At 74.5% G+C, this 13,268-nt stretch carries 13 protein-coding genes; 10 read left to right on the forward strand and 3 right to left on the reverse strand.

From position 1 onward, the window contains the following. Positions 1 to 525: 525 nt before the first annotated feature. From AVW11_RS03100 to AVW11_RS03140, 8 genes are all read left to right on the forward strand, one after another. A complete protein-coding gene (locus AVW11_RS03100; protein WP_060179079.1) occupies positions 526 to 1,374 on the forward strand; it encodes a CAP domain-containing protein in 849 nt (282 codons plus the stop codon). A gap of 191 nt (positions 1,375 to 1,565) precedes the next feature. Continuing rightward, positions 1,566 to 2,123, forward strand: coding sequence for a superantigen-like protein SSL4 (locus AVW11_RS38205; protein ID WP_225884609.1), 558 nt, complete (start codon positions 1,566 to 1,568; stop codon positions 2,121 to 2,123). A gap of 282 nt (positions 2,124 to 2,405) precedes the next feature. Next, a complete protein-coding gene (locus AVW11_RS03115) occupies positions 2,406 to 3,179 on the forward strand; it encodes a thioredoxin family protein (RefSeq protein ID WP_076043133.1) in 774 nt (257 codons plus the stop codon). Beyond that, entirely contained in the window at positions 3,176 to 3,790 is a 615-nt protein-coding gene (locus tag AVW11_RS03120) for a TlpA family protein disulfide reductase (protein WP_143568794.1), read from the forward strand. Before AVW11_RS03115 ends, AVW11_RS03120 begins: the two co-directional genes overlap by 4 nt. After that, positions 3,787 to 4,572 (forward strand): cytochrome c biogenesis CcdA family protein, encoded by a 786-nt coding sequence (locus AVW11_RS03125; RefSeq protein ID WP_060179082.1) that lies wholly within the window; start codon positions 3,787 to 3,789, stop codon positions 4,570 to 4,572. Before AVW11_RS03120 ends, AVW11_RS03125 begins: the two co-directional genes overlap by 4 nt. A gap of 80 nt (positions 4,573 to 4,652) precedes the next feature. Continuing rightward, a complete protein-coding gene (locus AVW11_RS36325; RefSeq protein ID WP_076043134.1) occupies positions 4,653 to 5,222 on the forward strand; it encodes a hypothetical protein in 570 nt (189 codons plus the stop codon). 222 nt (positions 5,223 to 5,444) lie between these two features. Then, positions 5,445 to 6,167: a response regulator transcription factor gene (locus tag AVW11_RS03135; protein WP_030845264.1), complete on the forward strand. Its 723-nt coding sequence runs from the start codon at positions 5,445 to 5,447 to the stop codon at positions 6,165 to 6,167. Further along, the gene (locus tag AVW11_RS03140) at positions 6,164 to 7,576 is read left to right on the forward strand and encodes a HAMP domain-containing sensor histidine kinase (protein ID WP_076043135.1); all 1,413 of its coding nucleotides are present in this window, start codon (positions 6,164 to 6,166) and stop codon (positions 7,574 to 7,576) included. The genes AVW11_RS03135 and AVW11_RS03140 overlap by 4 nt, the downstream gene beginning before the upstream one ends. 38 nt (positions 7,577 to 7,614) lie before the next feature. Here AVW11_RS03140 and AVW11_RS03145 read toward each other — a convergent pair whose 3' ends face one another. Beyond that, positions 7,615 to 8,085, reverse strand: a complete 471-nt coding sequence (locus AVW11_RS03145) for a MarR family winged helix-turn-helix transcriptional regulator (protein ID WP_060179084.1) — start codon at positions 8,083 to 8,085, stop codon at positions 7,615 to 7,617. An 87-nt stretch (positions 8,086 to 8,172) separates the two neighbouring features. On the opposite strand from AVW11_RS03145, the gene AVW11_RS03150 reads away from it, so the two are divergent. Then, positions 8,173 to 9,057, forward strand: coding sequence for an SDR family oxidoreductase (locus AVW11_RS03150; RefSeq protein WP_060179085.1), 885 nt, complete (start codon positions 8,173 to 8,175; stop codon positions 9,055 to 9,057). Positions 9,058 to 9,666: 609 nt separating this feature from the next. Next, complete coding sequence (locus AVW11_RS03155; protein ID WP_030845256.1) at positions 9,667 to 10,434, forward strand: NPP1 family protein; 768 nt, start codon at positions 9,667 to 9,669, stop codon at positions 10,432 to 10,434. A 58-nt stretch (positions 10,435 to 10,492) separates the two neighbouring features. On the opposite strand, the gene AVW11_RS03160 is transcribed toward AVW11_RS03155, so the two are convergent. Both AVW11_RS03160 and AVW11_RS03165 read right to left on the reverse strand, forming a co-directional pair. Continuing rightward, complete coding sequence (locus AVW11_RS03160) at positions 10,493 to 12,637, reverse strand: SpoIIE family protein phosphatase (RefSeq protein ID WP_420713472.1); 2,145 nt, start codon at positions 12,635 to 12,637, stop codon at positions 10,493 to 10,495. A 64-nt stretch (positions 12,638 to 12,701) separates the two neighbouring features. Beyond that, positions 12,702 to 13,250: a type 1 glutamine amidotransferase domain-containing protein gene (locus tag AVW11_RS03165; protein ID WP_030845252.1), complete on the reverse strand. Its 549-nt coding sequence runs from the start codon at positions 13,248 to 13,250 to the stop codon at positions 12,702 to 12,704. Between the last annotated feature and the right edge of the window lie 18 nt (positions 13,251 to 13,268).

The raw sequence follows: 13,268 nt of genomic DNA on the forward strand, positions 1-13,268 counted from the left end.
TCGACGAGGTCCGCGGCCTCCTCGCATGCGCGGGAGCAGTGGTGCGGGTGGCCGAGCCGGAACAGGTGCTCGTCCGGGGGGGGTCGGGCCGGTGGCGCCAGGACCGCCGTCCAGCCCGGAACCGGGCCGGCGGTGCCTGCCGGATGTGCGCACCGGGGCAGTGAAGTCCCCGGCCGCCTTGCCGACGTCAGCCCGGGCGCCTGCGGCGTGACGTGACGGCCGTGGGCGGGCGTCCGGCACAACGTCCGCCGCCGACTGGGCTCTTGTGCCGGGCGCAGGCTCGGGCGCGGGCGCGGGCCATGGCGCGGGGGCGGGCCGTCGGGCCGAGGCGCGGTGGCCCCGTGCGGGGTCATACTCCTTCCTGCCGGGCCGAGTTGGGGCGATTGCCCGACTCGTCCCTGTGTTGACCCTGCGGGCTTCCTTAAGGGAACTTGAAGAACCCTCCCTGGGGGACTTTTTGGCTGGTCACCGGCCTAGGCTCAGGCGGACTCCCCTCCTCCCCTTCTCTTGCGAGGTGTTACCGGCATGAGCCGCAGCCGAACTCCCGAAACGCAGACCCGCGTCGAGGCCCGACGGAAGAAGACGATGCGCACGCGCATCGTGCTGTCCGTCACCACGGCCGCCGCGGTGGTGGCGGTGGGGGTCGCGGTGGCCGACTCCGGCGATGACGCGCGTACCGACCGGCGTACCGACGCGGCCGGAACGTCCGGGACGGCGACTCCCACCCCCGACGCCGCCCCGCCGACCACCGACACCCCCGCCACGGCGAGCGCGAGTGCGTCCCCGACGCCCGACGCCTCCGCCTCCGCCTCGGCGTCCGCCACGCCCACGGGCCCCGCGGCGACGCAGGAGGCCGAGACCAAGTCGGAGTCCTCCCCCGCCGCCAAGCCCCCGCGCAAGCCCGCCACGACCACCACGGGTGGCGGGGGTGGCAGCACCGGCGGCAGCGGCGGTGGCGGCAGTACGGGCGGGGGCGGCGGCACCGTCGACGGGGACGCCGAGTCCGCCGTGCTCGCCCTGGTCAACAAGGAGCGGGCGGCCGCCGGGTGCGGCGCGCTGACCTCCAACGCCAAGCTGAGCGCCGCCGCGCGGGCGTACAGCGACACCATGGCCCGCGCCGGCGTCATGTCGCACACCGGGCCGGACGGGTCCACCATGACCAGCCGGGTGGAGGCCGCCGGCTACAAGTGGTCCACCCTGGGCGAGAACATAGCCCGCGGGCAGGCCGACGCCGACGCCGTCATGAAGGCGTGGATGAACAGCTCCGGCCACCGGGCCAACATCCTCAACTGCGCGTTCAAGGAGATCGGCATAGGCGTCCACAAGGGCGACGGCGGCCCGTGGTGGACGCAGAACTTCGGCGCACCGAGGTAGCCGAACCACGCACAAGGGGCCTACGGGGCGAACGCCCCCGGTCCCCCTCGAACCACCCCCCACAGCCACGTCCCCCCACCCGTACGCGGGTGGGGGGACGTCGGCGTCCGCCCGCCCGGCCGGCGCACGGGGCCGGGCCGTTCCGGGGGAGCCGGTGACAGACCGGCCCGAGCGTCGGACACTATGGGGCCGTGCCCCGAACTTCGCGCTACCTGCTCATATGGCTGTCGTGCACGGCCGCCAGCGTGACCGCCGTGCTCGCGACGGTCCAGTTCGTGGTCGGCTCGACCCGGCATACGCCCCCGGTCGCACGGTCAGCCCCGACGGTCGTCGACACCCCTCCCGCCTGGCAGGCCGGGAGTCCGTCCGCGGACACGCCGTCCCCGACCGCGTCGGCCGGCCCCTCTCCCACGGCGTCGCAGAGCCCCTCCCCCACGGCGGCCGCCCCCACGCCCGTCAAGGCCACCACGGGCGCCCCCAGGACCCCCGCGCCGAGGAAGGTCGACTGCGAGGAGGGCGGAGCGGGCCTGTACACCGTGCCCTCCCAGGGCGGGAAGGTGACGGTGCGGTACGGGAGCCGCGGCGTGTGCCTGATCTCCGCGGTCCCCAGCCGGGGCTTCAAGACCAGCACCTCGCAGACCTCGGACAGCACCCTCACGGTCACGTTCACGAGCGCCGACCACCGGTCGGTCGTCACGGCCACGATCGATCCGAGCGCGAAGGCCAGCGTCCGCGAGTCGTCCTTCTGAGGCCTCACCCTTTCGCAGGGATTCGCACCTTGTGTCCGCCCTTGGGGCCTGGTCCCGGCGAAGCGGAAGGTGAGCTCTCCCTTAGGGCAATCTCAAGATCGCGCCGAGGCGGTTCCGCTGGCCCCGCCGGGTCCTATGCTCGCGTCAGCCGAGCGGCCCTCGGCGCCGGGGCACGACACCCCGGCGCATCTCCGGGGCGCCGTTTCCACCGAGCCGGGGGGCGCTCCGCCCGTCCCGCCAGTCCGAACCGTGCCTTGGGGTGTCTTCGCCATGAGTTCTCGCATGCTCCGACCCGTCCGCGCCGACCGCCGCCGTACGACGTCGCCCCGCTCCGCCGCACCCCTGGGAAGGCGGCTGCCGCTGGTCGCCGCTGCCGTCGTCGCGGCGGGCCTGACCGCGGCGTGCGGCCCGTCCTCCGAGCCCGCCGGCTCCGCCGCGGCGGCGGCTGCGGCCGGCCAGTCCTCGCAGGCCTTCCCGTCCGCGTCGCAGTCCGCGACGGCCTCGGCCGAGGCGTCCCCGACCGCGTCGGCCTCGCCGTCCGCATCCGCCTCGGCTCCGACCTCCTCCTCGCCGACCCCCTCGCGGGCCCAGTCCGGTGCCGCCTCGACCGGCGGCGGCTCCGCCAAGCCGGCCCGTACGTCCGCCGCGCCGGCGCCGGCCAAGGTGCCCGGCCCGGGCTACGACAGCTCCGCCGACGCGCAGAAGCAGATCGACGCGGCGCTGCGGGCGGCCAAGTCCGACGGGCGGATGGTGCTGCTCGACTTCGGCGCGAACTGGTGCGGCAACTGCAAGGCCGCCGACAAGGTGTTCGCGCAGTCGCAGACCGCGGGGATCCTCGGGGCCTCGTACCACATGGTCAAGGTGGACATCGGCGGGAACAGCTCCGCCAACTCCGCGCTCCTGCGCAAGTACAGCCCCTCGGGCGGCACCTACACGATGCCCGTCCTCGTCGTCGTCTCGCCGTCCGGCACGGTGCGCACCGACACCCACGTCACGGGCAACCCGCCGCTGACCTCGGAGGGCATCAACGCCTTCCTGCGCAAGTGGGCGTCGTGAGAAGACCGGTACGGGCGTCCCTCCTCGTCCCGGCCGCCACCGGCGTCGTGGTGGCCGCCGTGCTGGCCGCCGCCGGCCTCTGGACGGACGACGGCGCCGGTGCGGGGAGTCGGGCCGGCCGGCCGGACGCGATCGGCGCCGCGGCCGGGGCGACGGTCATGGACCCCGGCACCCGGCAGGACGCACCCGCTCTGGCCGGTGCCGACCTGGACGGGAAGCAGGTCGCACTCGGTGACTTCCGGGGCCAGGTCGTCGTCGTGAACGCCTGGGGCTCCTGGTGCGGCCCGTGCCGTGCGGAGGCGGACGACCTGGAGCGGCTGAGCCGGCAGACCCGGGGCGACGGGGTCCGGTTCCTCGGGATCAACACCCGGGACCGCGACCGGGCCGCCGCGCGTTCCTTCGTACGGGCCCACGACATGACCTTCCCCAGCCTCCACGACCCCGACGGTGAACTCCTGCTCCGGTTCCCGCCTTCCCTGGTCAACCCGCAGGCGATCCCCTCGACCCTGGTGATCGACCGCCGCGGGCGCATCGCCGCCGCCATCGGGGGCGCCGTCACCGACGAGCAGCTGCGGCCCCTGCTCGCACGCGTCCTGGAGGAGGAGTCGTGACGGCCGGCGCGCAGTGGGCGTCGCTCGCCGTCGCGGACGCCCCTGCCCTCGTCAACGGAACCCTCGCGATCGCGGCGCCCGTGGCGTTCGTCGCGGGACTGGTCTCCTTCCTCTCGCCGTGCGTGCTGCCCCTCGTACCGGGCTACCTCAGCTACGTGACCAGCCTGTCGGTCGCCGACCTGGCGCAGGCGCGCGGCGGGCGCCGCAGCCGGATGGCGACGGGCGCGCTGCTGTTCGTCCTGGGGTTCACCGCGGTCCTCGTCTCCGGCGGCGCCCTGTTCGGCTACTTCGGCAGGAGCCTGCTGGCGCACCAGGAGGCGATCACCCAGGTGCTCGGCGTCCTCACCGTGCTCATGGGGCTGTCCTTCATGGGATTCCTGCCGGGCTTCACCCAGCGGGAGTTCCGCAGCCACCGGCGTCCCGCGCTGGGGCTCGCCGGAGCCCCGGCCCTCGGGGCGGTGTTCGCGGTCGGCTGGACGCCGTGCATCGGGCCGACGCTGGCCGCCGTGCAGGCGCTCGCCTGGACCGAGGCGAGCGCGGTCCGCGGGGCGCTGCTGATGGCCGCCTACTGCCTGGGGCTGGGGTTGCCGTTCGTCCTTGCCGCGCTGGCCTTCCGCCGGGCGCTGGGCGCCTTCGGGCTGGTCAAGCGCCACTACCCGTGGGTCCTGCGGACCGGCGGGGGGATGCTCGTCCTCGTCGGCGGGCTGCTGGCCACCGGGGTGTGGAACGACATCGTGTACAGCATGCAGGTGTGGAGCGCGAACTTCACCACGGCCCTGTGAGACCGGCCCGAACCGAACCGGCCCGAACGCCCACCACCCTCCCGATCCGACCCGAACCGACACGCAACGCAGAGGCACAGATGAACGTTTCCACGCAGGCGAGGCGCTCCCGCACGGTCCGCGTCGCGGCCGCCCTCCTCACCTTGGCCGCGCTGTCGGCCTGTGGCGGGCCGCCGGCCGCGGACCCCGCCGGCGCCGCCGCCCCCACGACGCGCTTCTCCGAGAACGGAGTCACCGTCACGCTGTCCGTCTCCGAGTGGAAGGCCTCGGAGGGCACCCTCACCGCGGTCTTCACCCCGGAGAAGAAGGGCTTCCACCTCTACAGCACCGAACTGCCGGCCACCGGCATCGAGGGGGTCGGCCGGCCGACCGCCGTGGCGGTCTCCGGAGCCCTCAAGGCGAAGGGCGCGCTGAAGGCGGCCGCGGACGTACGCTCGATCAGCGTGCCCGGTGTCGACGCCCAGGTCCCCGTCTACCCGGACGGCCCCGTCACCACGACGCTGCCCGTCCGCGCCGACGGGAACGGGGAGGCGACGGTCCTGGTCGGCTACGCGAGCTGCAGCACGCGGGACGGCTGCACCATCCCGGTGTCCGACCGCCCCGTGCGCCTGCGCGTGAGCGGTGACGGCCCGACGTTCGAGGCTCCCTGACGGCACGGCGCGGCACGGCGCGGCGGGGAGCGGGCCCGGCGGGTGCCCGGTCCGGGCGGCTTCGTATGCTCCCGTGCCCGGTCTGCCGCCGGCCCGGCCGCGCAGCGTCATCGCCGGCCACCTGCCCTGCGCCGCCGTCGCATACGCGCGCCCGCCGCACCGGGCCCCGCCACCCGCAGTGCTGGTGGTGAGACCCGGCGCGCCGACCCCTAAGGTGTCCGCATGCCGAGCGTCCTGGTCGTGGAAGACGACCCCAGCATCCGCCAGTCACTGATAGAGGTCCTGTCGGAACACGGGTATGCCGTACGCAGCGCCGCCGACGGGTTCGGCGCCCTGCGCGAGGTCACCCAGACGCCGGTCGACGCCGTCGTCCTCGACCTGGGGCTGCCGGATCTGGACGGAGGGGACGCACTGCGCATGATCCGGGGCATATCCTCCGTACCCGTACTGGTGGCGACCGCCCGTGACGACGAGTCGGAGATCATCAAGATCCTCAACGCGGGCGCGGACGACTACCTGGTCAAGCCCTTCTCGGGCGGGCAGCTGGTCGCGCGCCTGTCCGCCGTCCTGCGGCGCACCAGCCACGTCCCGCCCACCGGCGCCGCCGCGGGCGCACCCGTCGCCACGGCGGCCGAACCGCTGCGGGCCACCGTCGTGGGCGAGCTGGCGGTCGACCCGGGTGCGCGCACCGCGTACCTGGCCGGGCGCGAGCTGCGCCTGACCCGCCGCGAATTCGACCTCCTGGCCTTCCTCGCCCACCACTCGGGACAGGTCGTCTCCAAACGCCGTCTGCTGAGCGAGGTCTGGCGGGAGCCGTACGTGGACGACCAGACCGTCGACGTGCACCTGTCGTCCCTGCGGCGCAAGCTCGGCGAACGCGCCGCGGCCCCGCGCTACCTGCTGACCGTCCGCGGCGTCGGCATCAAGCTGGTGGCGCCGCGGTGAGGCGCTCACTGGCCGGTGTGGCCCTCGCCGTGACCTCCATGGTCGCCCTCTCCTTCCTCATACCGCTGGCCGCGCTGGTGATGTCGCTGGTCAAGGAGCAGGGCGTGAACGCCGCCGAGCAGCGCGCCGCCGCCTTGGCGCCCGTCCTGACGCTGACGACGGACCCGAACGCGCTGCGCGAGTCGGCGGCGAGCCTGGACGCCTCCGACCACCTGGTCGTGCATCTGCCGGGTTCCGGGCCGCTCGGCACCTCCAAGGCCCCGGAGGCTCTGCTCGAACGGGCCCAGCAGGGACGCGAGTCCATCTCCCAGGAGATCCCGGGCGGCTGGATCTGCCTCCAGCCGGTGGTGCTCCCCGGCGACCAGGTCGCCGTCATCGAGAACTTCGTCCCCGAGGCGGACCTCACCCGCGGCGTCAAGGAGTCGTGGGCGGTGATGCTGTTCCTCGCGGTGGGCCTGGTCGGCGGATCCGTGCTGGTGGCCGACCGTCTCGGCGCGAAGGTGGTCCGGTCCTCGAAGCGGCTCGCGCAGGCCTCCCACGCGCTCGGCCGGGGCGACCTGGAGACCCGTGTGGACCCGATGGGCCCCAGGGAGCTGCGCGACGCGGGCGTCGCCTTCAACGCGATGGCCCACCGGATGACCGAGCTGCTGGCCGTCGAGCGCGAGCTCGTCGCCGACCTGTCCCACCGGCTGCGGACCCCGCTCACCGCCCTGCACCTCGCGTCGGAGCGGATGGCGGGCACACCGGAGTCGGCCAGGGTGGAGGCCGCGGTCGGCGAGCTGGAGACAGAGCTCCAGGCCATCATCGCCGCGGCGCGCACCCCGCTGGCCCTCGGCCCCATGGGCCAGGGACTGCTGGGTACGGAACCGGCGGCGGGCCACGCCACCGCAGGTGCGGGGGCCTCCGGTCCGCGCTGCGAGGCGGCCGACGTCGTACGCCGCCGCACCGCGTTCTGGACGGTCCTGGCGGAACAGCAGAACCGCTCGTGCACCCTCGACCTGACCCGGGAACCGACGGCCGTGAGCCTCTCCGACGACGACATCGCCGCCGTGGTGGACGCGCTGATCGGCAACATCTTCCGGCACACCGCGCCGGGGACGCCGTTCGGCGTCCAGGTCGTGCGCACCGCCCAGGCCGTGGAACTGGTCGTGGAGGACGGCGGCCCCGGCATCCCCGAACCGGACCGGGCCCTGTCGCGCGGCAGCAGCACCGGGTCCACCGGGCTGGGTCTCGACATCGCGCAACGCGCGGCGACCGCGACGGGCGGCGCCCTGCGCATAGCCCGCGGCCCGCTGGGCGGCGCGCACATCACCGTGACGTTCGCGCTGGCCCCGTCGGCCCCCACCGGCCGCAGGCTGCGCCGCCCCCGTACGTCCCGCCGCCGCCCGGGCTGGGCCCGCGGCCGGTAGCCCCCGGCGGCCTGGCGGGCGGACCCGGCCGGCGGCGGCTACTCGGCCTGTGCCGCCTTGGCGGCGGCCTTGAGTTTGCGCCAGACCGTGCCGAGGGCCTCCAGGTCCTCCGCGTCGAGGAGGTCCGTGAAGACCGGTGCCAGGGCTTCGCGCCGGGTGGTGTCGGCGGCCTCGAAGACGGCACGTCCGGCCGGTGTGAGCGAGACCTCCACGGAGCGGGCGTCACGCGCCGAGGGCGTACGGGTCACCAGGCCGCGGCCCTGCAGGGCGTCCACGACCCGGGAGACCTGGCTGCGGCTGAGCAGGGTGCTGTTCCCGAGGACGGATGCGGGCACCGGGTCAGGGCTGGACGCCAGCCACAGCATGACCTCGAACCAGGACACCGGCAGGTCGTGGGCCTTGATGAGGGCCTTGTCGACGCGGTCCGTCATCGTCGTGCCGGCCCAGACCAGCCCGTAGAAGGCGTAGTCGGCCGTCGGCATCTCGGCTTCTGTGAGCTTCTTCGGCATGTCACACAGTCTAGAGGTTGCGTGTGCACGCACATAACTTTAAAGTGTGTGTGCACGCACATAAATCCGAGCTTCCAGAGGTACGCCATGTCCACGCTCCCCACCGCTCCCGCCGCGACCACCGCCGACGCCCCCCTCCGCACCGTCCTGATCACCGGCACCTCCTCCGGCATCGGACTCGCCGCGGCCGTCGCCGCGGCCCGCGCCGGATGGCGCACGGTGGCCACGCTGCGCGACACCGGCCGGGCCGACGCCCTGCGCGAGGCCGCGGCCGAGGCGGGCGTGGAGATCGACATCCGCCGCCTCGACGTCGTCGACGAGGAGTCCGTCACCGCCGCCGTCGACGGCGTGATCGCCGACTACGGCCGGCTGGACGCCGTCGTGAACAACGCCGGCGCCGGACACCTCGGCACCCTGGAGCTGGAGTCCGTGGCCGACGTCCGCGAGGTCATGGAGGTCAACTTCTTCGGCGTGCTGAACGTCTCCAAGGCGGCGCTCCCCCACCTCCGGGCCAGCGGAGGCCGCCTGATCACCGTCACGAGCGTCGGCGGCGTCATCGGCCAGCCCTTCAACGAGGCCTACTGCGCTGCGAAGTTCGCGGTGGAGGGGTACATGGAGAGCCTGGCGCCGGTCGCGAGCACCCTCGGCGTGAGCGTGTCCGTCATCGAGCCGGGCGCGGTGGCGACCGAGTTCGTCAACAACATCGGACTGGACCTCGACGCCCGGATCGCCGAGGCCGGACCGTACGCCGACGCACTGCGCACCTACATCGACCGCACGGTCGGCCAGTTCACGCAGGACGCGGCCCAGACCCCGGCCGGCGCGGCCGAGGCCGTCATGCAGGCGCTGACCGCCGACCGCCCCGCCTTCCGCATCCAGACCTCGCAGTGGGCCCGCGACTTCACCGCGACCAAGCTGACGGACCAGGACGGCTCGGCCGTGATCGGCATGACGGGCACCTGGGTGGGCTGACCGCACCGCGCCCGCCGGCCCCGCCAGGACCGGGGCCGGGGATGGGGCCGGGGCGGGGGGCGGGCCGGGCCTGGGCGTCCGACCTGCGCTCCGGGCGCGGCGGGGTCAGCATGGAGGAGGCCGGCCGGGGCGCCGTCCGGCCGCCGGACCGCCGCGCCGCCGCGCGCCCTCGTCGGGAGGTGACCGCCCCATGGACGAATCACGCAAGGCCTGGATCGGGATCGGCATCGTCGTCACCGTCATCCTCCTGAACCTCGCGGCCATCATCCTCATGAACACGGTCGGCCTGTGACCGTGTGACGGCGCCCGGCTGAGGTTCCGGTCCGCCCCCGGCTCCCGGGGGCGGACCTTTCGTGCGTGCGGGAGCCGCTCCGCACCCCGCCCCGCCCCCCGCCCCCCGCCCCGCCCCGGCGCCGCGGCGTCACGATGTCTGACATATCCTCAACTCTCCTGCCTCGACGGGTAGTTCGAGCACCGGTCGGTTGAAGCAGAGGCTGCGCGCACCCTTGCCGCGAGGACCCGCTTCCCGAATGATGCTCCCGGCGTGTCGGTCGGCGGTGGCCGCCATCGGCCCGCCACCCCCGAACCCGTCCGGCCAGGAGGCCAGTTGTGCGGACCAACCGTCACATCCGGAGATCCCTCGTCGTCCTCGGCGCCGCCCTCGCGCTCGTCGTCGGCGTCCCCCAGGCGGCCTTCGCGGCTCCGCCCCCGGCACTGCCCGGCCAGGCCGAAGCGATCGAGCTGACCTTCCAGCCCGCCTACGACTACGACACCGACGGCTGCTACCCGACACCGGCCATCGGCCCGACCGGGGTCCTGAACGGCGGGCTCAAGCCGACCGGAGCCCTCGACGGCAACTGCCGGGACGCCTCGGACCTCGCCAACACCAACGGGTACTCGCGCTGGAAGTGCAACAACGGCTGGTGCGCCGTGCTCTACGCGCTCTACTTCGAGAAGGACCAGGCGATCCCCGGGATCAGCCTCGGCGGCCATCGCCACGACTGGGAACACGTGGTGGTGTGGATCCAGAACAACGAGGCGAAGTACGTCGCCACCTCCGCGCACGGCGACTTCGAGATCCACGCCCGCGACCGGATCCGCTGGGACGGCACACATCCCAAGATCGTCTACCACAAGGACGGCATCGGCACCCACTGCTTCCGTGCGGCGAACACCAACGACGAACCGCCGGAGAACCACCGCGGCACCTGGCAGTACCCCCCGCTCGTCGGCTGGTCGGGCTACCCGGCGACGCTTCGGGACAAGCTCAGCCAGGCCGACTTCGGCAGTGCGCACTTCGGCCTGAAGGACGGCTCCTTCACCTCCCACCTGGCGGAGGCCAAGCCGGCGGGCATCCCCTTCGACCCGTATCTGTGACCTGCCGTGGCCGGGCGTCCGCCCGGCGCGCCCGGCGCCCCGCGCCGCTCCTCCCCCGTCACAGGCGCAGGAGGAGCAGCGCGATGTCGTCCCTGTGGCCCGCGGCCGCACCGGTATCGCGCAGCAGCGCCTCGATGAGGTCGTCCAGGTCCGCCCCGTCGTGGTCGGCGAGGACCGCGGCGAGGTCGTCGGTGCCCCGCTCGGCGTCGACGCCGGCCGCGGTGGGCTTCTCGACCAGCCCGTCGGTGTAGAAGGTGAGGAGGGTCCCCGGCTCCAGTTCCAGTCGGGTGACGGGGCACGGGGTGTCGACGCTGACGCCCAGGAGCGGCCAGGGGTCCAGCTCCACCCGGTGCGGCCGGGACCCGGGGGCGTGCACCAGCGGGGGCGGGTGCCCGGCAGCGGCCAGCGTCGCGCACCGGCTCGTCAGGTCGATGTGGGCATAGAGGCAGGAGACGAGCAGATCGGTGTCCAGGCCCGCCAGGAGGCGCCCGGTGCGGGCCAGGACCGCACCGGGCGGGGCGCCGGCGGCGGCGCGGATGGCGGTACGGACCTGGCCCATGAGGGCGGCCGCCGCGACGTTGTGCCCCTGTACGTCGCCGATGACGGCCGCGACGGTGGTGTCGTCCAGCGCGATGACGTCGTAGAAGTCGCCTCCGATGTCCATGCCGTGGCCGGCGGGCAGGTAGCGGGCGGCAGCCTCCAGGCCGGGCAGGGTGGGCAGGCTGTGCGGCAGGAGCGCCTGTTGGAGGCCGTGGGCGAGATCGTGCGCGGCGTCGTGCAGGCGGGCCCGGTCCAGGGCCTGGGCGATCAGCCCGGCCAGGGAGGTGAGGACGGCGCGCTCGTCGGCGGTGAAGGTGTGCGGCCGCTCGTAGGAGAGGATGCAGCAGCCCACGGGGCGGCCGGAGATGGTCAGCGGGAGGAACGCCCAGGCCTGTTTGCCGCTGAGGTGCGGGGCGTCGGGGTGCGCGCGGGCCATCGCGCCGCGGTCGCGGAAGAAGGCGGGGATCCCGTCGGCCAGCACCTGCCCCGCCGGCGTCAGCCCGGTGTCCAGGGGCAGGCCGTCGAGCCGCTCGACGGTCGCCGGATCGTACCCGTGGTGGCCGGTGATCCTCAGGCGGCCCGCGTCGGCCGCGGACAGCACGAGGGCGTCGGCCCCGAACGCGGGCAGGACCTGGTGGGCGACCACCTCGACGACGTCGCGGACGGTGACGGTCTCGGTCATGGCGGCCGCGAGGTGCAGCAGTTGGTGGACCCGGCCGGTCCGGGGGACGGCGGCGCCCGCGGGCGGGCCGGGCCGGGTCCCCTCCTCGTGCCGTGCGGGGCGGGTGATGCGGACGCTGATGCCGCTGGAGTCGGGGTAGAGCTGGAAGCCCAGCGGGATGTCCGGCGGGCGCAGGGCGGTGAACTCCACCGGCTCGCGGCTGAGGACCGCCGCGCGGTACCGGTCCTCGACCAGGGGTGCGTCCAGCCAGGGCAGGGACTGCCAGGGCCAGGTGCCCAGCAGGTGGCCGGACGCGCGGCCCAGCAGGGCCTCGGCGGTGCCGTCCACGAAGGTGATCCGGCCCTCCAGGTCCAGGGCCAGGGCGCCCTCCGGCAGGCGCTCGACCCAGTCGGCGGCGGCGTGCGGGGGCCGGCCGCCGTACGCGCGGGGCGGTGCGGCCGGGATGACGCGCGGCACTTCGGGCACCGCCGGTGTCCCGTCGGCCCGGTCCAGCATCCGGGCCACACCGCGGGCGGCCGAGCTGACGTGGTCCCGCTCGCGCAGGCTCGCCGTACGGGCGTGACCGGCGGGCCACAGCAGGAACAGCGCGCCGTGGGGGCCCCGCCGGCCCGTCAGGGGCGCCGCGGCCAGGCAGAACTCGTAGGGCAGGCTGACGGCGGCCTGCGGATAGTCGTGCGCGAGGTCCTCCTGCGAACCGATCCAGACCAGCCGGTCCTCGCGCACGGCGTCGCTCACGGGGGTGGAGGCGGTCGGGGAGATCCGGTGCCACGGCCGGGCCACCTCGGCGGGCACCCCGCACAGCACGACCAGCGCCAGGAGGCCGTGCTCCGGCCCGTCCCACAGGTGGAACCCGCCGGCGGAGGCCCCGGTCCGGCGGATCGTCTCGGTCAGCGCCTCGTCCAGCAGCCGGGAACCGGCCCGCCCCGCCTCCGTTTCCGGGCGTGGGTCCGCGTCCGCGAGGCCTTCTCCGCCGCCGCTCACGACCCACCTCCCGTCACAGCCCGCCGGCCGCCGGCCGCCGTCCCGTTCCGCGCGCCGGCCGCCGTCAGCGTCCGGGCGAGGCGGCGCCGAACTCGTCGACGAGGGTGGTGCAGAACGCGTCGAGGTCGTCGGGCCTGCGGCTGGTGATCAGCGTGCCGGGTGCCGCGCGGCAGACGCGTACCTCCTCGTCGACCCAGGTGGCGCCGGCGTTGCGCAGGTCGGTGGCGAGGCTGGGCCATGACGTCAGAGTCCGGTCCCGGACCGTGTCGGCCTCGACGAGCGTCCAGGGGGCGTGGCAGATCGCCGCCACCGGCCGGCCGGTGCGGAAGAAGTCCCGGACGAAGGCGACCGCGCGCTCGTCCATGCGCAGGGCGTCGGGGTTGGCGACGCCACCGGGCAGCACCAGCGCGTCGTACTCGTCCGGTCCGCTCGCGCCGACCACGTCGTCGACGGGGAAGGTGTCCGCCTTGTCCAAGTGGTGGAACGCCTGGATCTCGCCGTTCTCGGTCGACACCAGCCGCGGCTGCCAGCCCTGGTCCTGCACCGCCTGCCACGGCCGCTCCAGCTCGACCTGCTCCACGCCCTCCGGCGCCACGAGAAACGCCACCTTCATCGCCGTCACGTCCCTTCC

It is taken from the genome of Streptomyces amritsarensis, from assembly GCF_001953875.1.
GTDB classification, from domain to species: domain Bacteria; phylum Actinomycetota; class Actinomycetes; order Streptomycetales; family Streptomycetaceae; genus Streptomyces; species Streptomyces amritsarensis.